At 69.0% G+C, this 24298-nt stretch carries 20 protein-coding genes; 6 read left to right on the top strand and 14 right to left on the bottom strand.

What is annotated here, in order from left to right; translation table 11 throughout:
• Positions 1-187: 187 nt before the first annotated feature.
• Positions 188-1684, bottom strand: a complete 1497-nt coding sequence (locus NE358_RS09960; RefSeq protein WP_103210879.1) for a phosphotransferase — start codon at positions 1682-1684, stop codon at positions 188-190.
• Between the two features lie 105 nt (positions 1685-1789).
• Here NE358_RS09960 and nudC point away from each other — a divergent pair, with 105 nt between their 5' ends.
• Positions 1790-2701, top strand: a complete 912-nt coding sequence (nudC, locus tag NE358_RS09955; RefSeq protein WP_141377332.1) for an NAD(+) diphosphatase — start codon at positions 1790-1792, stop codon at positions 2699-2701.
• Positions 2698-4449 (top strand): ATP-dependent helicase, encoded by a 1752-nt coding sequence (locus NE358_RS09950; protein ID WP_141377330.1) that lies wholly within the window; start codon positions 2698-2700, stop codon positions 4447-4449. Before nudC ends, NE358_RS09950 begins: the two co-directional genes overlap by 4 nt.
• An 824-nt stretch (positions 4450-5273) precedes the next feature.
• Here the strand turns inward: NE358_RS09950 and NE358_RS09945 are convergent.
• A complete protein-coding gene (locus NE358_RS09945) occupies positions 5274-6761 on the bottom strand; it encodes a zinc-dependent metalloprotease (protein ID WP_371861611.1) in 1488 nt (495 codons plus the stop codon).
• Positions 6762-6887: 126 nt separating this feature from the next.
• Here NE358_RS09945 and NE358_RS09940 point away from each other — a divergent pair, with 126 nt between their 5' ends.
• The gene (locus NE358_RS09940; RefSeq protein ID WP_141377328.1) at positions 6888-8015 is read left to right on the top strand and encodes a YlbL family protein; all 1128 of its coding nucleotides are present in this window, start codon (positions 6888-6890) and stop codon (positions 8013-8015) included.
• A gap of 48 nt (positions 8016-8063) precedes the next feature.
• The gene (locus NE358_RS09935; RefSeq protein WP_103210875.1) at positions 8064-11009 is read left to right on the top strand and encodes a UPF0182 family membrane protein; all 2946 of its coding nucleotides are present in this window, start codon (positions 8064-8066) and stop codon (positions 11007-11009) included.
• A 678-nt stretch (positions 11010-11687) separates the two neighbouring features.
• Here NE358_RS09935 and NE358_RS09930 read toward each other — a convergent pair.
• Genes NE358_RS09930 through idi form a run of 7 tightly spaced genes read right to left on the bottom strand, consistent with a single transcriptional unit; the run spans position 11688 to position 17275 of the window.
• On the bottom strand, positions 11688-12581 hold the full coding sequence (locus NE358_RS09930; protein ID WP_103208656.1) for a prenyltransferase: 894 nt from the start codon (positions 12579-12581) through the stop codon (positions 11688-11690).
• On the bottom strand, positions 12578-12892 hold the full coding sequence (locus NE358_RS09925) for a lycopene cyclase domain-containing protein (protein WP_103208659.1): 315 nt from the start codon (positions 12890-12892) through the stop codon (positions 12578-12580). The genes NE358_RS09930 and NE358_RS09925 overlap by 4 nt, the downstream gene beginning before the upstream one ends.
• Positions 12889-13239, bottom strand: coding sequence for a lycopene cyclase domain-containing protein (locus NE358_RS09920; protein ID WP_289938085.1), 351 nt, complete (start codon positions 13237-13239; stop codon positions 12889-12891). Before NE358_RS09920 ends, NE358_RS09925 begins: the two co-directional genes overlap by 4 nt.
• A 1-nt stretch (position 13240) precedes the next feature.
• The gene (crtI, locus tag NE358_RS09915) at positions 13241-14797 is read right to left on the bottom strand and encodes a phytoene desaturase family protein (RefSeq protein WP_116239998.1); all 1557 of its coding nucleotides are present in this window, start codon (positions 14795-14797) and stop codon (positions 13241-13243) included.
• Positions 14794-15663, bottom strand: coding sequence for a phytoene/squalene synthase family protein (locus NE358_RS09910; protein WP_103208667.1), 870 nt, complete (start codon positions 15661-15663; stop codon positions 14794-14796). The genes crtI and NE358_RS09910 overlap by 4 nt, the downstream gene beginning before the upstream one ends.
• On the bottom strand, positions 15660-16727 hold the full coding sequence (locus tag NE358_RS09905; RefSeq protein ID WP_289938078.1) for a polyprenyl synthetase family protein: 1068 nt from the start codon (positions 16725-16727) through the stop codon (positions 15660-15662). Before NE358_RS09905 ends, NE358_RS09910 begins: the two co-directional genes overlap by 4 nt.
• Positions 16724-17275 carry an isopentenyl-diphosphate Delta-isomerase gene (gene idi / locus NE358_RS09900; RefSeq protein WP_289938076.1) on the bottom strand — a complete coding sequence of 184 codons (552 nt, stop codon included), beginning with the start codon at positions 17273-17275 and terminating at the stop codon, positions 16724-16726. The genes NE358_RS09905 and idi overlap by 4 nt, the downstream gene beginning before the upstream one ends.
• Before the next feature lie 111 nt (positions 17276-17386).
• Here idi and NE358_RS09895 point away from each other — a divergent pair, with 111 nt between their 5' ends.
• Together NE358_RS09895 and NE358_RS09890 are read left to right on the top strand one after the other, a co-directional pair.
• Positions 17387-17818 carry a MarR family winged helix-turn-helix transcriptional regulator gene (locus tag NE358_RS09895; protein WP_289938074.1) on the top strand — a complete coding sequence of 144 codons (432 nt, stop codon included), beginning with the start codon at positions 17387-17389 and terminating at the stop codon, positions 17816-17818.
• Between the two features lie 94 nt (positions 17819-17912).
• Positions 17913-19520 carry a glycosyltransferase family 4 protein gene (locus NE358_RS09890; protein WP_289938072.1) on the top strand — a complete coding sequence of 536 codons (1608 nt, stop codon included), beginning with the start codon at positions 17913-17915 and terminating at the stop codon, positions 19518-19520.
• Positions 19521-19563: 43 nt separating this feature from the next.
• Here NE358_RS09890 and NE358_RS09885 read toward each other — a convergent pair whose 3' ends face one another.
• The 5 genes from NE358_RS09885 to NE358_RS09865 all read right to left on the bottom strand — a co-directional run bounded on the left by NE358_RS09885 (position 19564) and on the right by NE358_RS09865 (position 24271).
• Entirely contained in the window at positions 19564-20205 is a 642-nt protein-coding gene (locus NE358_RS09885; RefSeq protein ID WP_289938070.1) for a formylglycine-generating enzyme family protein, read from the bottom strand.
• Positions 20202-21122, bottom strand: coding sequence for an SMP-30/gluconolactonase/LRE family protein (locus tag NE358_RS09880; RefSeq protein WP_103208676.1), 921 nt, complete (start codon positions 21120-21122; stop codon positions 20202-20204). Before NE358_RS09880 ends, NE358_RS09885 begins: the two co-directional genes overlap by 4 nt.
• A gap of 49 nt (positions 21123-21171) precedes the next feature.
• Positions 21172-21660, bottom strand: coding sequence for a cupin domain-containing protein (locus NE358_RS09875; protein ID WP_116239994.1), 489 nt, complete (start codon positions 21658-21660; stop codon positions 21172-21174).
• Between the two features lie 148 nt (positions 21661-21808).
• Positions 21809-22330 carry an LPXTG cell wall anchor domain-containing protein gene (locus tag NE358_RS09870; RefSeq protein ID WP_103208681.1) on the bottom strand — a complete coding sequence of 174 codons (522 nt, stop codon included), beginning with the start codon at positions 22328-22330 and terminating at the stop codon, positions 21809-21811.
• 222 nt (positions 22331-22552) lie between these two features.
• On the bottom strand, positions 22553-24271 hold the full coding sequence (locus NE358_RS09865) for a DUF4012 domain-containing protein (protein ID WP_289938060.1): 1719 nt from the start codon (positions 24269-24271) through the stop codon (positions 22553-22555).
• Between the last annotated feature and the right edge of the window lie 27 nt (positions 24272-24298).

The following is a 24298-nucleotide window of genomic DNA, read 5'->3' as shown; positions in this document are numbered from 1 at the left end:
GTCCGTCGAGCTCCGGCCTCGCACGCCCCGCCTCGCGCCGCAAGCCGGTGAGCGGCGCACCGGTGCCCGGGCCGGCTCTTCACCGCGGAGGGGGCGGGATGAGGGGTTCGGGGTAGTGGGCCGCGCCGGCAAGGGCGGATGCCGCGACGAACCCGAGGGAGCGGCGACGGCGAAGCCGTGATGCTCGTCAGGACCCGTCGCCGGAGACACCCCAGCGACGCAGCGCGGCGCGGCTCGCGCGAGCGGCGTCCTCTTCGTCGTCGATATGCGCGGCGGGATCGGAGTCGCCCGGGGTGTCGGATCCCGTCGCGTCGTCACCCGAGGAGCCTTCTTCGCGCACGGCCGGCCCGGAAGGGTCAGCCGACACGGCAGAGCGGGACCACAGCGAGGTCGCGTCGGTGTCGCCGCTCAACGCGGGACCCTGGCCACGATCCTTCTGGGCCTCGGGAGTCGTGCCGGACCACCCGTCGAGGTCGAGGGGCTCGGTCTCGCCCGGCTCCACGCTGTCGGGTACGGGCAGTCGGTCGACGTGGATCGCGCCGCTGTCGGCATCCGATTCCTTCGCGTTCGCGAGGGCTTCAGCCAGTGCCTCGGCAGCCATGACGCGGTCGCGCTCCGCGGACAGGTACAACGACAGCGCTTCGGGATCGTAGGCGTCGGTCTGCATCGAGGTGTCGACGGCGGCCGGGGCCGAGACCGGGGGGACGCTTTCGACGAGGGCCATCGCGTCGTCGATGTCGCTACGCGAGTCCGGCACGATGTGGTCCCCGCGCACTCCGTCGGCCAGGGCATCGAGCAGGGCGACGGCATCGGCGACGACGTCGGTCTCGCCGGCGTCGTGACCGTGCACGAGCCAGCGGGCGAACTCGAGCTCCGCGTAGAGCCGGGCGCGCTCGCGCAGCAGTGGATCGGGGGAGCGATCGCCGGCGGCGGCGTATCCGGCGTGGACGTCGTCGGCGGCGAGGGGGGCGGATGCCAGCCAGCGCAGGTCGACGGCGGGGTCGCCGACGCTCAGGCCGGCCCAGTCCAGGATGCCGACCACGTGAGGGATCTCGTCGGCGTCGTCGGCGAGCAGGATCGACGAACTCGTCGCACCGCCCAGGACGACCGCCGATTCGAAGCGCCACAGCTCGTCGACGTCGAGGGCGCGGCGCCAGCGCAGCATGAGGTCGTCGCTGACGCGGCCGGTGGCGTCCGCGCGGTCGAGAAGTCGTTTGACGTCGTCGCGAACCTGATCGGGCGAGCGCACCGGCAGTCCGTCGGTCCGGACGATCGACACGGGAAGGGCGTGCACAGCGGCCAGTGCGCCGCCGATCGCCGGGGCGTACCCGGGACCTTTGGGCAGGTGGGCCGGGTCGATGCGGTATCCCTCGATGCGGTCGACGATGAGCACACGCTGCGCCCCGGAACCGCTCTCGCCGATCACCTCCGGCACGGCGAAAGGGAGGAGCGCTCGAACGCCCGCCGTCAGCGCGTGCAGCGCGCGGGACTCCGCGGCGAGGTCGGGAGCACCCTCTTCGCCGGCGGGCATGCGGATGACGACCTCGCGTCCGTCGGCGGTGCGGGCCAGCGCGGCGTCGAAGCGCCCGGCGGCGTTCTCGGTCAGGGCGCTGACGTTCGAGAAGGCTGCGCCGGGCAGGGCCGTTGTCGCCGACGCGGCTAAAATGAGGGGCGAGCGTGCCATGCCCCCAGGGTAGGTCGGGCCTTCCTCCACCGGCTCGCGCCACGCCCTTCACCGAGCAGGTCGGGCCGCCGACCGCCACCCGCACCACCGTCAGAGAGGTGTTCGATGCCGCGTTCCGCGTCTTCGCCGTCCGAGGTCCCGTTGACCGTCGACCGCGCGGGCGGTGAACGCGGCGACGAGACATTGCTCGAGCGCGTCTTGTCGGAGCCCCGCACCGTGGTCCTCGCCATCCGTCGAGATGTCGCACCCCTCAGAGACGGCCGCCTCGTCCTCGTTTCTCGCGCGCGGATCGCCGACGACCACGTCCAGGAGTGGGCGTTCCTCGGTCGCACCCCCGAGCACACCGCGGTCGTCCTCGCGGCCCTCGCCGACGACGCCCCCGACGACCTCGTCCCGGATGCCGACGGGGTGCCGCTTCGCGCGGCCGGAGGCGATCTGCCCGACGGCGAAGCCGAACTGCTCACCACCGCCGTCGCCTTGGCGGGGTGGTTGCGCGATGCCGCTTTCTGTCCCGCGTGCGGCTCGGCGACGGAGGTGCGCCATGCCGGTTGGTCGCGCCACTGCCCCGTCTGCGGGCGGCAGCACTTCCCGCGCACCGACCCTGCGGTGATCGTGCTCGTGACCTCCGCAACGAGCGATGACCGAATCCTGCTCGGCGCCAACGCCGCGTGGGGCGGCGACCGATACTCGTGTTTCGCCGGGTTCGCCGAGGCCGGGGAGTCGCTCGAAGATGCCGTCGCTCGCGAGGTCGGCGAAGAAGCCGGGGTGCGTCTGCGCGACATCGCGTATCGCGGCTCGCAGGCGTGGCCGTATCCGCGGTCTCTCATGCTGGGTTTCCGCGCGGCGGTCGTCGACGACCACGAGGCGCAGGCCGACGGTGAGGAGATCGTCGAGGTGCGCTGGTTCAACCGCGACGAGATCGGCGCCGCTCTCCGCGGCGAGGGCTCAGCGATGCTTCCGGGCCCGGCATCCATCGCCCGTCGTCTGATCGACGACTGGTACCGGGGTGTCGCGTGACCGCGCCCCTCGAGGGACTCGACGAGCACCAGCTGGAGGCCGCGCGCGCCCTCCGCGGTCCCGTCTGCGTGCTCGCGGGTGCGGGTACGGGCAAGACGCGTGTGATCACACGTCGCATCGCGCACGGCGTCGACACGGGCGCCTATTCGCCGCAGCGCGTGATGGCGGTGACATTCACCGCCAAGGCCGCGGGGGAGATGCGCGGACGTCTGCGCGCCCTCGGCGTCGCGGGGGTCTCCGCCCGCACCTTCCACGCCGCCGCTCTCGCGCAGGTCAACTTCTTCTGGCCGACGCTCGCCGGTGACCAAGCCCCGTCGATCATCGACAACAAGGTGCGCATGCTCGCCCACGCGGCCGACGGCGTGGGGCTCGCCCCCGACACGGCGACCCTGCGCGACGTGGCGTCGGCGATCGAGTGGCGCAAGGTGACGCTCCGTTCGATCGAGCAATACGCGGCGGATCGCCCCGAGGGTGTCGGTCGTCTGAGCGTCGACCAGGTCGTCGCCCTGCAGCGCGCGTACGAGAAGCTCAAGGACGAGCGTCGGCAGATGGACTTCGAAGACGTCCTTCTGACCTGCGCCGGCATGATCGAGGCCGAGCCGCGGGTCGCCGCGGCCGTGCGCGAGCAGTACCGACATTTCACCGTCGACGAATACCAGGACGTCTCGCCTCTCCAGAACCGCCTGCTCGAGCTCTGGCTGGGCGATCGCCGCGACCTGTGCGTGGTCGGCGACGCGAGCCAGACGGTCTACTCGTTCACCGGCGCCGACGCGCGCTACCTGCTCGACTTCGAGCGCACGCACGAGGACGCGCGCGTCGTTCGTCTGGAGCGCAACTACCGCTCCACGGCTCCCGTCCTCGCTGTCGCCAACGATCTCATGCGCGGCCGAGCCGGGGCGCTCGAACTCGTGGCGGCGAGCGATGACGACACGCCGATACCGACCGTGCGCGCTTTCGACGACGACGAAGAAGAGGCTGCCGCGGTCGCCCGCTCGATCCGCGACGCGCTTTCGCGCGGCGTCGATCCTCACGACATCGCGGTGCTCTATCGCTCGCATGCGCAGTCGGCTGGTCTGATCTCGGCGCTCGCCTCGGTCGGAGTCGCAGCGTCCGTCTTGGGGGGCCGCAAGTTCTTCGATCTCCCCGAGGTGCGACAGGCGCTCATGGCGCTTCGCGCGGCGTCGGTGGCGCCGCTCGAGACCGGGTTCCTTCCGACCGTCCGCGACGTGCTCCGCAGTGTCGGGCTCACCGACGACCCTCCCGAGGCGGGCGGTGCGCTGCGCGAAGCGTGGGAAGCGCGAGCCGCCATCCTGCGCTTGGCGGAAGAAGCGCCCGCGGGCACCGACCTGCGCGCCTTCACCGACGACCTGCAGGCACGCGCGCGCGATCAGCACGAGCCGACGACGCGCACGGTGACGCTCGCGACGCTGCACGCGGCGAAGGGGCTGGAGTGGGATCACGTGTACCTCGTGGGATTCAGCGAAGGGCTGCTGCCGATCTCGTACGCGAAGACGTTCGAGGCGGTCGACGAAGAGCGTCGCCTGGCATACGTGGGCGTCACGCGGGCCGCGCGAACCCTGTCGGTGAGCTGGGCGCGGGGTCGAGGACGGATGGAGCGGTCTCCATCGCGCTTTCTTCGAGAGATCGGCAGCGGCAGTCTGCGCTCGGCCGATGCAGCGCCCAGGCCCGCCGGAACGAGTCGGCGCGCAGGCGCAGCGATCGCGTCGTCTGGCCGATCGGAGCGCTGAGCAGAAACCGCGCCGCGCGTCCGGCCTCGGCCGCCAGCGCCACGTCGACCTCGGGGCGCGGTCGGCCCACCAGCTGCGCGGCGACCGTCGCCCAGTCCGGGTCGTCGCGCCGCTGATCCGCGTCGAGGCACGCGAGGCACGCCGTCCGTCCCGGCACGACCACCGGTCCGATCCGGGCGCTCGACCCGTCGAGCACGAGCGGGGCGTGTGTCACGTCATCGCGGACGAGCGGCGCTGCCCGTCGCGGATCGACGCGGTGCGCGGCCAGCAGGACCACTCGCGTGCCCGGGGCGACGCTCTCGGTGGCCGCCCCCGCCCAGGGAAGGACCCGGGTGCGCGGAGGCAATGCCGCCAGCACGGCGCGAGCCGCGCGCGGGGGCAGGTCGTCGTCGACTTGAAGAGCGAGGGGCGGATGCCGGGCCCTGCGCGCCAACGCCGGGGCCACTGCCGCGAGCAGTTCGTCGGCCTCCCCGTCCTCGGCCCCGTGCACACGGGCGAGGCCCCGGACCGCGGTGGGGTTCGTGCCCTCCGCGAGCGCGGCGACGACAACGTCGACCCACGAACCGGTGAAGGGCGAGACGGCCACCGCGGGGGCGCCGAACTGCACGCTCCCGTCGGGACGCCAGAGTGGGGGAGCGGCAGAGTCGAGACGGATCATCGCCCGATCATCGCGTCGCGCAAGATCGCAGGGGCCGCTGTCCCCAGGGCGAAAACAGAGAAACGCCCGTGGGGAGGAGCCTCATCCTCCCCGCGGGCGTCACCACGACACGGGCGTCACTCCACACAGGCCTGACCACACGACGAGCCGCAGTCCGCCGAAAGGCTCACACCGGCCGCTGATCTCCCGGCGCCGCTGCGTCATCGTCGCCGTCGCGCGGCCCATCCGTCCGACCGCGCGAGCCGCCATCCGAGCCGTCATCCGGGGCTCCGGCATCCGGGCTCGCGCTCTCCGCACCACCGTCGCGCCGCCCGCCGTCGGCCTCCTCGGCCAGCAGCTGCGCGAGGGCGTCGTCCATCGCATCCGACGGTGCCGCTTCTCCGCGCGAGGCGGCGGTCAGCCGGGCGATCAGCGCCGCGGGATCGTCGATGTCCTCCGACGACGGCATGAGGTCGGGGTAATCCCAGAGGCCGTCGCGACCGTCGACGCCCACGGCGTCGGTGACCGCGCGCCACATCGCGGCGGCCTCGCGCATGCGTCGGGGACGCAGCTCGAGGCCCACGAGCGAGCCGAGCGCCTGCTCGGCGGGGCCGCCGACGGCGCGGCGGCGGCGGACCGCCTCGGCGATGCGCGCGGCCGAGGGGAGGCGCGAGGTGGCGTCCTCGGTCACCACGTCGACCCAGCCCTCGATCGTCGCGAGCAGGTTCTCGAGGCGCGTCAGCGCCGCGGTCTGCTCCTCGGAGCGCTCGGGCAGCAGGGCGCCGCTCTCGAGCGCGCCGCGCAGTTCTTCGGGCTGCGAGGGGTCGAAGCGCGAGGCGAGGTCTTCGAGGGCGTCGGTGTCGACGCGGATGCCGTGCGCGAAGTCGCGCACCTGCGAGATGACGTGCAGGCGCAGCCACCGCGCGTGGCGGAACAGGCGGGCGTGCGCCAGCTCGCGCGTGGCCAGGTACAGGGCCAGCTGATCGTCGGGGATCTCGAGGTCGCGACCGAAGTCGGCGAAGTTCTGCGGCAGGATCGCCGCGTCGCCGTCGGGCATGACCGGGATGCCGACATCCCCGCCACCCACGACTTCGGTGGACAGTCGACCGACGACCTGGCCGAGCTGGGTGGCGAAGAGCGAACCGCCGACGGTGCGCATCAGGCGACCGGCTCCGGCGATCATGTCCTGCATGTCGTCGGGGGCCTGCTGGCCGAGGGCCGCGGTCAGTGCGTCGGCGATGCTCGTGGCGACGGGTTCGGCGAGCTCCTGCCAGATGGGGAGGGTCGCGCTCACCCAGGCACCGCGGGTGACGGCACGCGGAGGGCGCGGCAGGTCGCTGATCGACGTCGCCTCGCCCAACCACAGAGCTGCGAGGGTGAAGGCCTGGTCGAGGTCGGTGCGCTGACCGGTGGTCACGCCGAGACCGTCCTGGTTGGCGATGTGCAGGGCCTGGCGCTCGGCCAGGCTCCAGTCCACGCCCTCCTGGGTGCCGGCGAAGGCGCCCTGCAGCTGGTTCATGACGGCCTGCAGCATCGCGGGGTCGATCTGCATGCCCGACAGTCGCGAGAGCTGCTCGGGGTCGATGCCACTGACATCTCCCGACATGAGACGGCGCATGAGTTCCTGGAACTCGTCCTCGGGGCTCCGGTCGCCGCCGGGGTTGTCGTCTGCCACGTGAGCCGCCTTTCAGCCAGGTCTGGGGGAACGGGTTCTACGCTAGTCGCACGCTTCCCCGCATCAGTCGGCTCGGCATCGCGCCGCTTACGCCGCGCGCGAACGACCCGGCAAAGGATTGAGACCGTGACCCTGTTCGATGAGAACGTCTCCGTCGTGCCCGCCCCGCGCCAGCGGTGGCGGCGCGGCACCGTCGTAGGTGTCTGGTCCCTCACGGTCGCGGTGATCGTGCTGTTCGTCATGACGTTCCTGCCCTCGGCCTACGTCATCCAGCAGCCGGGCCCGGTGTACAACACGCTCGGCACCACGGCCTCCGCCGACGGCCAGCAGGTCCCGCTCATCTCGGTCCCCGAGGGTGACGAGAAGGACTCCACGAGCACCGGTCAGCTCGACCTGCTCACCGTGCAGGTCAGCGGTAACCGCGAGCACACCCCCTCGTGGATCGAGCTCGCCTCGGCCTGGTTCGACCGCTCTCGGGCGGTCGTGCCGATCGACCGCATCTTCCCCGCGGGGCAGAGCACCGAGCAGCGCAACACCGAGAACGCCGCCCTCATGACCGACTCGCAGCTCGAGGCGAGTGCGGCTGCCCTCCGGGAGCTCGGTTACGACGTTCCTCAGCAGATCGCGGTCGGCACGATCGACGATTCCGGAGCCGCGAAAGACAAGCTGCAGCAGAACGACGTCCTCACCTCGGTCGACGGGACCGCCGTCTCGAGCATCGACGACGTCCGCGCCGCGGTGCAGAAGGCCGCCGGTCAGGCGGTCACCGTCGGTTACGAGCGCGACGGCACGGCATCCACGGTCCAGATCACTCCCCGGCAGACCGAGGTGGACGGCCAGGCGCAGTACCTGCTGGGCGTGGGGCTGATGATGACGTTCGACCTCCCCGTCGATGTGAAGATCCAGCTCAACGACGTCGGCGGTCCCAGTGCCGGCATGATGTTCGCGCTCGGGATCATCGACAAGATGTCGCCCGGCGACCTCACCGGGGGTCAGCACATCGCCGGCACCGGCACGATCGACGCCGACGGAAACGTGGGCCCGATCGGCGGCATCCGTCAGAAGCTCTACGGAGCACGGGATGCCGGGGCCACCTGGTTCCTCGCCCCCGAGGCGAACTGCAACGAGGTCGTGGGACACGTTCCCGACGGCATCCGGGTGTTCTCGACCTCCACGCTGAAGCAGTCGCTCACCGTGCTCGAGACCATCCGCGACGGGGGCGATCTCGACGCCCTGCCGACGTGTACTTCGTGATCGTCCTTTCACGGCGAACCCCCGGCAGGGCGCGCCTAGGATGGACGGGTGACCACGACCTCGGCGCCGAATCAGGCCACGCCCGCTAACCGCTCTCGACGGATCATCTCGATCACTCTGGCGGTGATCGCGGCGCTCGTCGTGGCGTTCTTCGTCTTCGCGAACCTGTACTCCGACTGGCTGTGGTTCGACCAGCTGGGCTTCACCACCGTGCTGACCACCCAGTGGATCGGCCGCAGCGTGATGTTCGTGGTGGGCTTCCTCGCGATGGCGGTGCCCGTGTGGGGCGTCATCCAGCTCGCTTACCGGCTTCGTCCGGTGTACGCGCGTCTGAGCTCGCAGCTCGACCGCTACCAGGAGGTCGTCGAGCCGCTGCGGCGCCTCGCGATGTGGGGCATTCCGATCTTCTTCGGCTTCTTCGCCGGCTTCGCGGCCTCCGCCCAGTGGGAGACCACGTGGCTGTGGTTCAACGGCGTCTCCACCTCCACCACCGACCCCCAGTTCGGTCTCGACACCGGTTTCTACCTGTTCGGGATGCCGTTCTACGCGGCCGCCCTCGGGTTCGCGTCCGCGGTGGTGCTGGTGTGCCTCCTGCTCACCGGTGTGGTCTCGTACCTCTACGGCTCGGTGCGGGTGGGGCAGCGAGAGCTGCGCATCTCGAAGGCCGCGCGCATCCAGCTCGCGATCCTCGCCGGTCTCTACCTGCTCCTGCAGGGTGCGAGCCTGTGGCTCGACCGTTTCCGGACGCTCGTCGAGCCGTCGGAGCGCATCACCGGCCCCGGCTACGTCGGCACCAACGCCGTCATCCCCGGCCAGACGATCCTCGCGATCGCGGCCGTCATCGTCGCGCTCGCGTTCTTCGTCACCGCGTTCCTCGGCCGCTGGCGCTACCCGCTGATCGGTACCGCGCTGCTCGTCGTCTCGGCGATCGTCGTCGGAGCGGCCATCCCGTGGGCCGTGACCACTTTCCAGGTGCGCCCGAACGAACTCGCCCTCGAGAGCCAGTACTACCAGCGCAACCTCGACGGGACGAAGGCCGCCTACGGCCTCGACAACATCGAGAAAGAGAACTTCCAGGCGACGACGACCGCGCAGGCGGGGCAGCTGCGCAACGACGCCGAGTCCACCGCGCAGCTGCGCATCATGGACCCCGCGATCATCGGCCCGACCGTGCGTCAGCTCGAGCAGTACCGCGCCTACTACCAGTTCAAAACCCCCCTCGACGTCGACCGCTACACGATCAACGGCCAGACGCAAGACACGGTGGTGTCGCTGCGCGAGCTCAACATCGGTCAGCTCGGCGACGCGGCCTCGTGGCAGAACACGACTCTCGTCTACACCCACGGCTACGGCATGGTCGCCGCCGCCGGTAACGAGCGCACCGCCGACGGCGACCCGGTCTTCCTCGAGCAGGCGATCCCGGGCACGGGCTTCCTCACCGATCTGAAGTACGAGCCGCGCGTGTACTTCGGGGAGAGCTCGCCGCAGTACTCGATCGTCGGCGCGCCCGAGAGCACCGATCCGATCGAGCTCGACTACCCGCTGGGTGCGGACGGCGGCACCGAGACCCGCACGACCTTCACCGGCAACGGCGGACCGAGCGTCGGCAACGTGTTCAATCGCCTCATCTACGCGCTGAAGTTCCAGTCCGAGCAGATCCTGTTCTCCGACAGCGTCAACGCCGACTCGCAGATCCTCTATGACCGCAACCCCAAAGACCGCGTGCAGAAGGTCGCACCGTACCTGACGCTCGACAGCGACCCGTACCCCACGGTCGTCGACGGACGCATCAAGTGGGTCATCGACGGCTACACGACGAGCGCGAACTACCCGTACTCGTCCGGCGTCTCGCTCTCGCGCGCGATCGCCGACTCGAACAACCCGGCCCCGACCTACGCGCTGGATGACATCAACTACATCCGCAACTCGGTCAAGGCCACGGTCGACGCCTACGACGGCTCGGTGACGCTCTACGCGTGGGACGACCAGGACCCGCTGCTCCAGGCGTGGCAGAACATCTACCCGTCGACGGTCAAGCCGTGGTCCGAGATGTCGGCCGACCTGATGAGCCACGTGCGCTACCCGACCGACCTGATGAAGGTTCAGCGCTCGATGCTTGGCGTCTACCACGTCGACGATGCGACGTCGTTCTACCGTCAGGACAACCGGTGGACCACGCCGAACGACCCGCAGGACCCGGCGACCTTCCAGCCGCCCTACTACCTGACGATGAAGATGCCGAGTCAGCAAGACCCGACGTACTCGATGTTCACGAGCTTCATCCCGGCATCTCAGGGCGGTCAGGCCAGAAACGTTCTGACGGGCTATCTCGCCGTCGACTCCGACGCGGGTGGTCAGCAAGGCGTCAAACGCGACGACTACGGCAAGCTCCGCATGCTCGTGATTGACGCGTCGACCACGGTTCCCGGCCCCGGCCAGGTGCAGAACACCTTCGACTCCGATACGAACGTGTCGTCGCAGATCAACATCTTGAAACAGGGGCAGTCGCAGGTGCTCAACGGCAACCTGCTGACCCTCCCGGTGGGTGGCGGTCTGCTGTACGTGCAGCCCGTGTACGTGCAGTCGTCGGGTGACACCAAGCTCCCGCAGCTCCGACGTGTGCTTGTGGCCTTCGGCAACAAGATCGCGTTCGAGAACACGCTGAGTGAAGCGCTCGACACCCTGTTCGGCGGTGATTCCGGAGCCAATACCGGAGACGAGACCGTCACCCCGACCGATCAGAACAGCGGCACGGGCGGATCGTCGGGCACCCCGGCGCCGACCGGCGACTACGCCGCGGCGCTGCAGGAGGCACGCGATGCGTTGACCGCGCGACAGGCGGCCCTCACGAGCGGTGACCTCGCCGGGTTCGCCACGCAGGACGCCCGTCTTACCGCGGCCGTCCAACGCCTGCTCGACCTCGAGTCGCAGGGCCAGGGCGGTACGGCGACCACCTCGCCGACCCCCGCCCCCTCGGCCACGCCCGCCGGCTGACCGACCCCTCGACGCCCGCGTCCCGCATCTTCGCGGGGCGCGGGCGTCGTCGTTTCGCGCAGGCCGCGCGCGGGGCGCGGGTCCCGCAGTCGTCGCTCCGTTGAGTGTCCAAACACGCCGTATGCCTCGCCCCGCACCCGGCGTGTCTTGGATACTCAACGCCGGGGTGCTGGCATCCGGTCCCGCGCCGTGCCCACGACCGTGCCGTCGCGCAGCCCGCGTGATCGCTGTTGAGTGTCCAAAACACCCGGACTGTTTCAGATTTCGTCCGGGTGTTTTGGACACTCAACGGGGGGAACACCGGATGCCGGCGCCCGCCCGCCGTGCGAATCCCGCCGCCCGGGAGTCCTCCGGGTACCGCCTTGGACACTCATCGGCGGGGTGCCGGCATCCCGCCCGCACCGTGCACCGTGCACCGTGCCACCGCGCACCCCGCGTGATCGCTGTTGAGTGTCCAAAACACCCGGACGGTTTCGAAATTCGTCCGGGTGTTTTGGACACTCAACGGGGGAACACCGGATGCCGGCGCCCGCCCGCCGTGCGGACCGCACCGCCCTCGCGCACACCACACCGCCCCGCCGCCCCCGCTCACGCGCCCCCGCGCCCGCGCCCCGCTCACGCGCCCCCGCGCCCGCGCCCCGCTCACGCGCCCCCGCGCCCCCGCGCCCGCGCCCCCGCTCACGCGGTCAGGAACCACCACCAGATCAGCAGCATCGTCGTGCCGAAGCCGGCGATCTGATTCAGCCACAGGAAGCGGTTCCAACCGGCGGTTGCGCGGTCGCTGTCGGCGTCCGTGACGTTGCGGTACGGCCAGCAGACGACGAGATACGGCACCACCAGTGCGGCGGCCAGCGGTCCGGGCCACGCGGTGAACAGCATGGCCACCCCGGCGAGGGCGTACGCGACGAGGGCGAAGCGCACGGTCCAACGGGCCCCGCGGGCGGTCGCGATCGACGAGATGTCGGCGGCACGGTCGGCCTCGACGTCCTGCACGGCACCGAAAGCGTGCGAGGCGACGCCCCACAGCGCGAAGGCCACCAGCACGAACACGAGCTGCGGCGTCCACACCGCCCCGGCCAGTACGAGCCCGTACACGGCGGGCGAGAAGAAGTGGATGCTGCTCGTCATCGAGTCGGCGAACGGCCGCTCCTTGAGTCGCAGCGGCGGCGCCGAGTAGAACACGACGAAGAACAGGCTCACCGCCAGCACGAGCCACGACAGCGGCGACCCGATCACCACGAGGTACACGACGAACGGCAGGCAGGTCAGCGCCGAGGCCCACAGCGTGATCGTGTGCATCCGCTTGTCGAGCACGGCGCCGTGCGTGCCGCCCTTGCGAGGGTTCCGCAGGTCGGATTCGTAGTCGAACACGTCGTTCACGCCGTACATCGCGAGGTTGTAGGGCACGAGGAAGAACAGGATGCCGATGATCAGCGGCGCATCGATCGTCCGGGTGGTCAGCAGGTAGGCGGCGGCGAAGGGAAACGCGGTGTTGATCCAGCTGACCGGTCGCGACGACACGAACAGCTCCCTCAGCACGCGGCCGGGGGTGAGGGCGGCGGGGGCGGTCATGCGGTGTCCTTCGAGGGGAGGGGAGCGAAGAGCGTGGAGAGCGCCGGCAGCAGGAACGCCGCGCACAGGGGATAGGCGAAGTCTTCGATCGGTGCCAGACCGATCTTGAGGCCGCTCAGGTGCTCCTGAGGGTACGAGAACAGGTCGACGGCGATCATGAGGTTGTCGAACACGAGGGTGAGGCCCACCAGCACGAGGGCGGTGAGGCCCGAGGATGCCATGCGCTCTCGGAACCGCGGCCGCTTCACCGTCGCGAGGGTGACGATGACGGTTACCACGACGAACGGCAGCACGATGAGTGGGTAGGTCACTCGAGCCGCCTCTCGACCGCTGCGGCGCCGGAGCGCCGAGCCGCCGCCCGCCGTTCGAACACCGCGAACATGACGACCGCCAGGTAGCTCAGAAACAGGAGGAAGAACACTTCTTCCAGCGGCAGGTGCGGCGCGAGCACGATTCCGACGAACAGCGGGCTCTCGCCCTTCACGAACACGCCCGTCACGATCCCGACGAGATCCCACACGAGGAAGAACACCGTCCCCGCCACCACGGCGAGAGCGGTGCGCCATGGAGCGACCCGCAGCGCGAGCGAGTACTTCCAATCGATCAGCATCATGCCGACCAGCGAGAAGACGATCGCGCCCAGGTAGATCCCGGGCACGTCAGACCGCCGCGCGCGCGGGTTCCGCCAGGGGACCGGCCGTGGTGTCGCCCGTCAGACGTTTGACCACGAGCTCGGCCGAGATGAGGCACATCGGCAGACCGATGCCCGGCAGCACCGAGGTGCCCGCGTAGTACAGGTTGTCGACCTTGCGGGAGCGGTTCTTGGGGCGGAAGATCGCGCTCTGGTTCAGCGTGTGCGCGAGTCCCAGCGAGTTGCCGTGCCAGGCGTGCAGGTCTTCCTTGAAGTCTTCGGGCGCGATCGTCTTGCGCACGACGATCCGGTCGGCCAGATCCGGGATGCCGGTCCACTCGCCGATCTGGGCGATGACACGGTCGGCGGCCTTCTCGATGCGCTCGTCGCCGGCGCCCGAGACGCCTCCGCGCCCACTGTCGGGGTCGGCGGGCACGGGGACGAGCACGAAGAGGTTCTCGTGCCCCTCCGGCGCGACGGAGTCGTCCGAGGCGCTGGGTCGGCAGATGTAGATCGACGCGGGGTCGGGAATGCGCTTGTTCTCGCCGAAGATCGCGTCGAAGTTCGTGTGCCAGTCGTCGGTGAACAGCAGCGTGTGGTGGGTGAGCTGCGGCAGCTCTCCCTTCACCCCGAGCAGCAGCAGCAGGGCGCCGGGGCTCGGCACCTTGTCCTTCCACCACTTCTCGGGATACTGGCGGTCCTTCGCCTCGAGGAGGTCGTTCTCGGTGTGGTGCAGGTCGGCGCCCGAGACCACGGCATCCGCGGCGATCACGCGCCCGTCGGCGAGGCGCACGCCGCGCGCCGTGCCCGACTCGGTGATGATCGCCTCGACGGGGGCCGAGGTCTCGATCGTCACGCCGCGTTCGCGCGCGAGCTTCTCGATGGCCGTGATGATCTCGGTCATGCCGCCCTTGGGGTACAGCACGCCGTCGCCCAGGTCGAGGTGGCTCATCAGGTGGTACAGGCTCGGCACCTCGAAGGGCGACCCGCCGAGGAACACCGCGGGGTAGGCGAGGATCTGCTGCAGCCGCGTGTTTGTGAAGTCGGTGGTGACGCGCTTCCACAGGGTTCGGGTGAGCAGCGGGATGAGGGTGGGGAGGCGCTTGACGAGCGCGGGGTCACGCAGGCCCTTGGTCGACGAGTAGGGATCGTAGAGGAACTTCGACGTCGACAGTTCGTAGGCGTCCTTCGCCGAGTCGAGGTACGCCTCGAGGTTGGCACCCGATCCGGGCTCGTGCTCCTCGAACAACGCCCGCACGGCCTCGCGGCCCGAGACGATGTCGATCGGCTCGCCCTTTCCGGGAGGACCGTACACACGGTAGGCCGGGTCGAGGCGGACGAGGTCGAGCTGCTCGTCGGCGCTCGTTCCGAGCAGGCGGAAGAAGTGGTCGAACACCTCGGGCATGAGGTACCAGCTGGGCCCGGTGTCGAAACGGAAGCCGTCCTTCTCCCACGAGCCCGCGCGGCCGCCGAGGGCGTCGCGCGCCTCGAACAGGTGGACGTCGTGTCCGCGGTCGGCCAGCAGGGCAGCGGTACCGAGACCGGCGATCCCGCCTCCGACGACGACGATGCGCTGGGCGCTCATGGGCGTGAACCTTTCGGGGGGCGGCCCAGGAGGGCGCGGGCGGCGAGGGTGGCTTTGACACCGTCGGGGACGCGGACGCGCGGGGCGCCGGCGGGGGAGGAGCGAAGGCGTCGAGACAGCTCGGCGAACAGGTCGTGGGCCGTCGTGACGGCGGCGCGGCAGTCGGGCGGCAGGTGGGGGATGACGGATGCCGCGGCGGCGAGGTCGGCGTCGATCCGGTCGAGCACCGCGATACGCCGTTCGTCGTCGGCCGCGCCGTCGAGGTAGTCGCGGCCGAGACGGTCGGCGTCGTCGGCCAGGTCGCGGAGGAAGTTGACGTCTTGGAAGGCCGCGCCCAGGCGTCGGGCGCCGTCGACCAGATCGGCGGCGGGCTTCGCGGGGGCCGACATACCGGCGTTGAGGAACACCTGGAGGCACATGAGCCCGACGACCTCGGCCGAACCGTAGACGTAGGCGTCGTGCGACAGGTCGTCGTGTGCCGCGGTGTCGAGGTCGGTGCGCATCGATGCGAAGAACGGGGCGATCAGTTCGTCGGTGATGCCGCACTCCCGCGCCGTCCGCGCGAAGGCGTGCACGACGAGGTTGGCGCTGAATCCGGTGGCGATGGCATCCCGAACCTCGTTCTCGAGGCCGTCGAGCACCGCGCGCTCCCGCTCGGGGCTGAGTCCGGCGTCGTGCGCGGGTCCGTCGACGATCTCGTCGGCGACGCGGACGAGGGCGTAGATGTTGCGCACGTGCGGGCGGGGACGAGGCCCGAGCAGCCGCGCCGCGATCCCGAACGAGGTGGAGTAGCGGTTGATCACGGCGGCGGCGGCGTCGTCCGCCGTTCGTGAGTACAGTTCGAGGCCCGTGGGCGCATGACTCACGGAATGCGCTCCTGAACGGCGCGCACGAGACCGCGGAGCATGTTCCGGCAGGCGTCGGGCAGGGTCGACGCCTCGATGATGCCGAGCGTGTCTTCGAGGGTGTCGAAGATGAGGCACTCGAGGTCGGCGCGGGCACCGGACAGCGCGAGGGCGTCTTGAGCGGCGCGCACGGCGATCGGACCGGTGTGGGCCTGGGCGAGAGCCTCGCTGACCTCGGGCCAGTAGGGTGACTGGCGCGCGAGCGAGATGAGGTGCGTCTTCTTCGCCTCGCGCAGGTCGCAGCCCTCTTCTTTCCCCGAAAGCGACGACGAACCGAACGCGCCGATCAGATCGTCGACGAGCTGATAGGCAAGACCCAGCTTCTGGCCGAAGCGCTCGAGCGCGTAGATCGAGGGGGTAGGCGCTCCGGCCATGACGGCCCCGGCCTGCAGCGGGGCCGAGAACGAATATGCGGCGGTCTTATCGCGCGTGGTGCGCAGGATCGCCTCCGCGTCGACTTCGCCGGACGAGACGGAGTGCTCGACGTCGGACAGTTCGCCCATGGCCGAGATCAGGACGGCGTCGTCGAGCATCTCGAGCAGCGCGTGACGCATGTGGTCGGGGAGCTGTGCCAGCGCGATCATGCGTCCGGCCTCGTGCAGCAGCAGGTCACCGGCGAGGATGGCGGCGGCGTCTCCGAGCAGGGCCGAGCCCGCGGCATCCGCGCCCTTCTTCGCCGCCCGGTCGCGGAACTCGCCCGCCACATTGGGCAGGCCGCGGCGCTCGGTGTCGTGATCGATCACGTCGTCGTGAATGACGAAGGCGGTGTGCAGCAGCTCGAAGGCCGCGGCCACCTGGTAGACCCCGATGCGGTGGTCGTCGTCGCCGCCGAGCGTCTGGAAGGCCGAGGCGACGAGCAGCGGGCGGAAACGCTTGCCGCCCTCTGTCGCCCGACGGATAGCGGATGCCAGGTACCGGGCGCCGTCGCCGAGGTTGGTGGCGCGACGCTGCAGGCGCGAGAGCGCGCCGTCGATCTCGCGTTCGATGCCCTGGCGGGCGACGGGCGAGGAGTCGAGACTGATCACGAGGCGCGCCTCACCGGTTCAGGGGTCTGGAAGAGGTGGAGCTGCTGCGCCTGCAGCACGAGCCACGGGCTGAACGCCCAGGGCGTGGATTCGAGAGAGGCCGCGAGTTCGAGCGGGTCGACCCAGCGGTACTCGGCGACCTCGTCGGGGTTGGGCTGAGGGTCGACGTCGGCCCGGGCGACGTAGACGGGGCAGATCTCGTGCTCGACGATGCCGCTCGCGTCGACCGCGCGGTAGCGGAAGGTCGGCAGCGCCAGCTCGAGGTCGCGGATGACCAGGCCCACCTCGAACTCGGCGCGGCGATGGACCGCCGACAGCGCGGGCTCGGCGGGGCCGGGGTGACCGCAGAACGAGTTGGTCCAGACGCCGGGCCAGGTCTTCTTGTGCAGGGCGCGACGCGTGACGAGAACTTCGCCCGCGGGGTTGACGACGTGGCACGAGAAGGCCAGGTGCAGAGGGGTATCGGTGTCGTGCACGGTAGCCTTGGGCGCCGTGCCGATCTCGTTGCCGAAGTCGTCCAGGAGGACGACGTATTCGGTCTCGCTCATCGTGCCTCCCGTTTGCTAGTTTAGCTAGCGATGTAGCCTTGACTATACCGACGCCGAAAGGGGGTGTCCACCGTGACGAAAGCCGTGTCGGCCTCTGATACGAGGCCTGCCGTGACCGACACATTACGCGCTGTTCAGACGCTCAGCGACGCCCTCGACCGCATGCATTCCGGCATGAAAGGCGAGATGGAGATGAATGCCAGCGATCTCGCGACGCTGCGCATGCTGACCATCCGCGAGTACCGGGGTCAGATGGTCAGCCCGCACGACGTGGCCACCCATCTGCGCATCTCGACCGCGTCGACGACGAAGCTCATCGACCGCCTCGTCGCGTCGGGTCACCTCGAGCGCCTGCCGCACCCCTCCGACGGTCGGGCGCGCGTCGTCGTGCTGACGCAGAAGTCGCGGCGCGAGTTCTTCCGGCACTTCGGCGTGCACCTGGGCGCCATGCGCGAGGTCGCGGGGCGCTTCGACGACGCCGAGCTCGATACGATCGTCGCGTTCCTCGACGAGCTGACCGAGTCGATCACCACCGACAGGTAATCAATCACTCATCACTGTCGCGTTCGCTATGTTTGTGCGAATGTCAGTTTGATCAGTGGGGGAATTTGTGACTTCTGGGGAAGATCGTGCTGAGGTGCGCGAAGCTGCGCAAGGACGCGACGAGTTCGAGTACGAGCATGTGATCACGTCGTCCTACTGGGACGGCGCGCGCATATATGTAGGCACGCGTTTTGCCAAGCAACTTGGACTGAGCGCGGGTGATGAGATCAACCTGACGGTATCCGAACCTGGAATGCATCAGGAACACGCGACGATGACACTCACGTCGAACCTCACGGTCGGCGGACCCTTTGTCGCAGAAGCCTTCGAGCGTCTTCGTCTTACGCAGGGCTCCCGCTACCGGATATCGGCTAGTCCGCAGCCGCACAAACCGGTGCTGATCACGCTGTCGCGGGGTCGATCGGACAGCACTGTGGCTCAGTCGACGGCGTCGGAGTTGCGGCTTCCGCGGACGGCGGATCGACCACGTCGCCTTCGCGTGTTCTCCATGATCGACGGCCCGGCAGGTGTCAACGGCGGTGTTGCAACTGCGAGTTCGTTGCTCGTGGAAGCCTTCAATCAGACAGTCGACGACCCCGAAGAGTCCTCCGGAGCTTCGCGACCGGAGTCGGACGTAGAAGCGTGGAATGTCCTCCTTCGGAAGCCGTCGGGCTACGAGTTGGGCGATCATGAGTGCTACGCGTTCTCATCGAGATTCCGCGAAATCTTGGAAGATGCCCGTCAGCCCGACACGTTGGTTTGGGTGATTGGGCACACCCGGTTCTCCGGCGAAGAAGCCCAGCTCGTCCAGAGCGAGTTCAATTCGTCGCAACATGCTCCGAGTGCGGCGGCTACGATCATGCGTCGGATGCATATGGTCCATATGTCCCCGACGCAGACAGCGGCCGCTCGGTCCAAGCCCGGTGAGGGAGAGAAGGCGCTGCGCAAGCTGTCGCGGGAGCGTGAGTTGATGTCGGCTGCAGACCTGGTGATCTTCGTTGGCAACTCCGCTTCCGACTTCCTTCCTGACATCGAGAATGGTCTCGATGAGCGGAGCCTCAAAAGCTTCGTCTTTCCCGTTCTAACAAAGCATGAGATCGATCGAGCCTCAGCGGATGAGCCACTTCCCCACCCCATCAACGATCCCGTCTACAAGATCCTTCTAAGCGGGAGGCTCGACGACGGCGACGTCAAGGGTCTGAACATTGCGCGAGAGACCGTACGCATTTTGGCAGACCACCGCCTGCCGGTTCAGCCTTATCAGTTCGTTGTGGTCGGGGCCGACTCCCAGACCGAGGCACAACTACTCGCTGACATGCAGCCCGGTGAGAGAGCGATGTTGTCCATCTTCCCGAACGTGCCGCACCCTACGGTCGCCCAATTCATTGCTACCAGCGCGATAGTGGTCCTGCCGTCTTCGGCCGACGCGCTAGGGCTCGCGGCCATGGAAGGTCTCAAACGTGGACGCCCCACCCTGGTGAGCGACCTATCGGGGATTTCGACCTTCTACCGGGAGCTGGGGATGGAGAGGTGGGTGCTCCCCGCGAACAGGCCAGACGAGTGGGCTCAGACAATTGCTTCCATCTGCTCGACCCCAGAAACGTACAAGTTCGCTTGTGCAGATGCGCAACGTCTGCTTCTTGGGTTGAACAACACAGCGTTAGAGCGAGTCGCCGAGCTTCGTGACGCGATCTACGCGTGAGCGTGTGCTGGCGCATGAGGGTTAGCTCGGTGCCTCCCATGCGTCAGCCGCGCGCGACCCGCACCCCGACGTCGTCGAACGCGTCGCGCTGACGCCCGCCCCGCCGGGCCGTCGCTCGCACCTGCGCCGGCGCATCCGACCACCCGCCACCGCGGAACACTCGTGCATCGCTCTCCCCTTCGGGGTCGTACAGGTCGGCGCACCACTCCCACACGTTTCCGAGAGTGTCGAAGAGTCCGTGCAGGTTCGGCATCCGTCCTCCGACCTCGGCGGGAAATCGCAGGCCGTCCGCGGCCGTCCACGCCACCTCGCGCACGGGTCCGTAGGCCGACGCTGTCGATCCCGCGCGGCAGGCGTACTCCCACTCGTCTTCGGTGGGCAGGCGGAAGCCGTCGGAGTCGAAATCCCGCGTGACGACCTCCCCGTCGAACGAGTAGACGGGATCGAGCCCCTCCCACTCGCTGAGCGCGTTGCAGAGCCGGATCGCCCGCAGCCAGCTCACCTGCGTCGCCGGTCGCCGGGGAAAGCGCGACGGGATGCCGAGCAGCTCGGCCAGCTGCTCCTCGGTGATCGGGTAGACGCCGATCTCGAAGGCGTCGACGACGATCTCTCGTCGCTCCGCACCCTGCAGGTCTCCGCGCAACACGCGTCCGGCCGGAATGCGCGCCATCTCGACGTCGGTCACGAGAGTTCCACCATCCACAGGTCGCTGTCGCCCGTGATGAACAGGCGCTTCTCATCGGCGTCGAACGTGCAGTTGCTCACGACGTGCGGGGTGGGGATGACGCCCAGGCGCGCTCCCGTCTCGTCGACGATGACGACGCCCGCCTCACTCGAGATCCAGAGCCAGTCGCGGCTGTCGACGACGAAGCCGTCGGGGATGCCGGCATCCACCGTCGCGAAGGTGCGCGGGGCGCCGAGCGTCTCACCGTCCCAGTCGCAGGCGACGATGCGGGGCAGCCGCTCGGCGTTCGACTCGGCCACGTACAGCGTCTTCTCATCGCGGCTGAAGGCGAGGCCGTTGGGTTGGTCGAGGTCGATCATGCGCTGGAGCCCGTCGCCGTCGCGCCAGCGGTAGACGCTCTGGTGGGGGAGCGCGGGGTCGGCGGGGTACCCCTCGCGCGGATCCGAGATCCCGTAGGTGGGGTCGGTGAACCAGATCCCGCCGTCGGATGCCACGACCAGGTCGTTGGGCGAGTTGAGCGGTTCGCCCTCGAAGGCGTCGACCAGCAGTCGAGTGCCGTTCTCGTCGGTGCGGCTGATACCTCGGCGCCCGTGCTCGGCCTGCACGAGCCGTCCCTGAGCGTCGATGGCGTTTCCGTTGGCGAAGTTCGACCGGTCACGCACCGTGACGATGCTCCCGTCCTCGCGCCACGCGAGGGTGCGGCGGCCGATCACGTCGCTGAAGATCACGGAGCGCTCCTCGGGCCACCACACCGGTCCTTCGGCCCACGTGGCGTCGGCGTAGAGCGAGAGCAGGCGCGCGGTGCGCGGCAGCACGGCGGCGAGACGTTCGTCCCAGACGCGGGGCGGAGCGATCCGGACCGGCTCGGGGGAACGAGGACGCTGCAGGAGCTGACCGTCGAGAGGAATACGGGGCATGATCTTAGTCAAACGTGTGCCTGCGATGGGGCGAGCCGGGTTGACGGGCTCAGCCGAACGGGTGGGGCGTCGGCGCGGCCGGCGAGGACGCGAACTGGATGAGCACCTGCAGGCACGGCTCATCTCCCACGGTGCCCGAGAGATGACCCTCGGTCCCGTCGACGTCGTGAGTCTCGAGGTCCTGCCCGAAATGGATGTCGCCGGGGCCCATCTCGACGCGCGAGCCGTCCTGCGTCTCGAGGAACCAGCGTCCGCGCAGCGGAATCACCCACTGAGGATGAGGCGACGGATGCCATTGCCCCACCCACCCCACCGGGAGCGCCGCGAACAGCACCGCCGATACCTCCCCGGGGAACGGGCGCATCCACTGCGGGTCGGCTCCGCCGCCCACGCTCTGGAGCCCGAAGCCGCGCATCACCGATTCGTCGAGCCGGCTCTTGCCGTCGAGCCCCGTCCACATGTGCACGAAGGGCAGCGTCGGCGGGGTGTCGGCGTCGCGCCCGTCGTTGTCGAGAGGGGCGGTGGTGGTGGTGTCCATGCGTCGAGTCAACCGCGCGCGACGTGGGGGAGCGGAGGGTTGACGGAGGGGACGGATGCCAGGTGCCGTCGGCGCAGCCGACCGGTGCGAACGAAGAAGGGGCGCCGCCGACCGGAGTCGACGACGCCCCTCGGGGACGCGTGGTGCCTCAGGCCTTGCTGTCGGCGCGGTTGCGACGAACCGTGGTGGCCACGGCGATCGTGCCGCCGGCCAGCGCGAGTGCGCCGCCGCCGACCCAGAGGCCGAGCATCGAGCTGGCGTCGAAGCCGGTCGCGGGGAGACCGGTGGAGCCGCCCGCGTTGTTTCCGGAGCCGCCGGCGGTGCCGCCGGCGGGCGTTGCCGACAGCGTGTAGGTGCCGCGGGCGTCAGCGGGGAGCGTGACGTTCGCGGTGGCGTTGCCAGAGGCGTCGGCGACCTTCGTGATCGACTTCGAGCTGACGGGCAGGTTCGCGGTGGCGAGGCCGGCCTGGTTGGCGTTGTAGCCGACGAGCACGAAGGTGACGGTGGCGCCGGGAGCCACGTTGAACGTGACCGGGCCGTTGTTGGTGATCGTCACGGTCTGCGTGCCGGGAGCGGTGGGGACGTATGCCTGAGCCACGGCGGGAGCTGCGAACAGCAGCGCGCCGGCGAGGGCGGCGGAGACGCCAGCCTTCTTGAGGGAGAGCTTCATGAGTGCCTGCTTTCGAATCCGGGCTACCGGGAGGTGGTGGTCCGCGTCCGTGCTATCCCGATGAAGCTGCAAGGGGAAGGACAACAATGAAGCGGTGGGCGGTACTGAGACCCTTCCTGAGTATTACCTAGGCATTGGCTCGGTTGCAAACTGTGAAGGTTTCGACTACGTAAATTTACGCTGACGCGCAGTGGGAGGCGCATTTACGCAGCCAGACGCGCGTCATTCCAACGCGGGCGCCGACGCATTGTTGCAGACCCCGAAGACCGTCGGATCGAGCGACGCATCGGCGGTGGGAGTGACAAGGGCCTCCGCTTCGGTCGCGGAGGTGGTCGCCTTGACGACGACGGTGACGCTGGCGGAGGCCTGCGGGTCCAGGTTCACGCCGAAGGTGAGGACGCGCCGTCCGTCGAGCGTTCCCTCCTCGTACGGGCTTCCGTTGGACGCTGATGCGGAAACGAGTTCGTACCCCTGCGGCAGGTAGATGTTGCTGACGACGGATGCCGAGCCTGGCGCGACGCCGTATACGCCGTTTCCGGTGATGTACGGGGGCAAGGAGGTCTGCGCATCCTCCGGTGCACTGTTGCCGAGGGCGAGAGTAAGGGTCAGCTGGCGGGGCGACTTCTCGCCCGTTTGTTGACAGTGGTCCCAGCTCAGTGAGACGTCGGGCTTGACGTAGTAGCTCATCTTCGAGCCGGTGCCATCGTTCAGGTAAACGCCGAAGCGGGCCGTGTGTTCGTCCGTTATCGGGAGCTCTCCGGCGAGCGTCGTCCCTGCCACAACCGACTGCTCGTCGGGGTTCGCCGCCCACATCAACACTCGATGTTCTTCGGTTGCTCGCGCGAGCGCCGTGAGCATTCCTGCCGTCGATCCCTGGCCCTTCAACAGCGCTTGGAAGACGGCGCCGGTGGCGCTGGCGAAGAACGCATCCTGAGCTGTGGGTGCGGAGTACCGCTCGTAAACCTGGTTGAGAAGCATCGGAACGGCGTTGTCTGCGGTGAGCTGTTGTCCGTCCGCAACGGTGACCGGGCCGATGGCTTGGAGCAGATAGGACAGCACCACAGGATCGACGACGATCACGCCGGCGACATCGGTACCGGTCTGCGCCTTGTACATGTCGCGGGCGAGGGGGCCGTCGATTGTGAAGTCGGGAATCTGGGTGAGGTTGTGGAAGTACCGGGCCGGTCGGGTCTGGTAGATCGCCTGGATGTCCTCCGGGAGTTGCACGAGAGGGGCGGAGATGCCCTGAGAGAGCGCGGTGGCGGAGCGCGTATCGACGAGTGAAACGGCTCCTGCATCTGTGTGGAGGAGGATCGCTGTTCCGGTGATGCCCCCCAGAGAACGCCATTCGGCGTTGTTCTGAACGAGAAGCAGATAATCCCGCGGTCCTTCTTCCCCCAGCATGGCGGGGAGCAGCTGCGTAGTTCGAGAAAGCGCGTCCAGGGCGTTCGAGCTTGTCGTGAAGAGATCTGCCGCGCGTCCGACGGCGTTGCCGACGACGCCGATCAGGGGCGTGCGATCGATGTTCTCGATGGCGGCTGCAGCCTCGTGTGCCGACGTTGCCGCAGCCTCGGACGGGGCGACGAGCGTCGCCAGACCGCTGGTATCGATGCGACCATCGACTGGCTTCAGGCTGTCGAGGGACGTGGATTGCGCGGCGACCGCGAGCGGCAGAAGGCTGTTGCGCAAGAGCTCATCGGAAGCCGCAGCGACGGTGCCGAAGGCCGCGAGTTGGGGACCGATCCACGGGGTGCGTTCCGCGATCTGCCAGACGGGGTCGGAGGTGAGCCCGTGGGCCGCCTCTGCGTCAGAAGCCAGGCGAGCCAGCGTCGGCGCAGCGCTAGACGGGTCGGAGGCCACCGCGCTGGCCGCAGCGCTCCCGTCGGTTTGGATGCGCTCGAGGTGGCCGTAGGCAATTGCTCCTCGCACGCCCACCCACACCACGGCGAGGGTGAGCAGAACGAGTAC

This window comes from Sphingomonas sp. G5, assembly GCF_052660795.1.
Note: the sequence above shows the minus strand (reverse complement) of the source record. Positions and strands in the feature narration are given on the sequence as shown.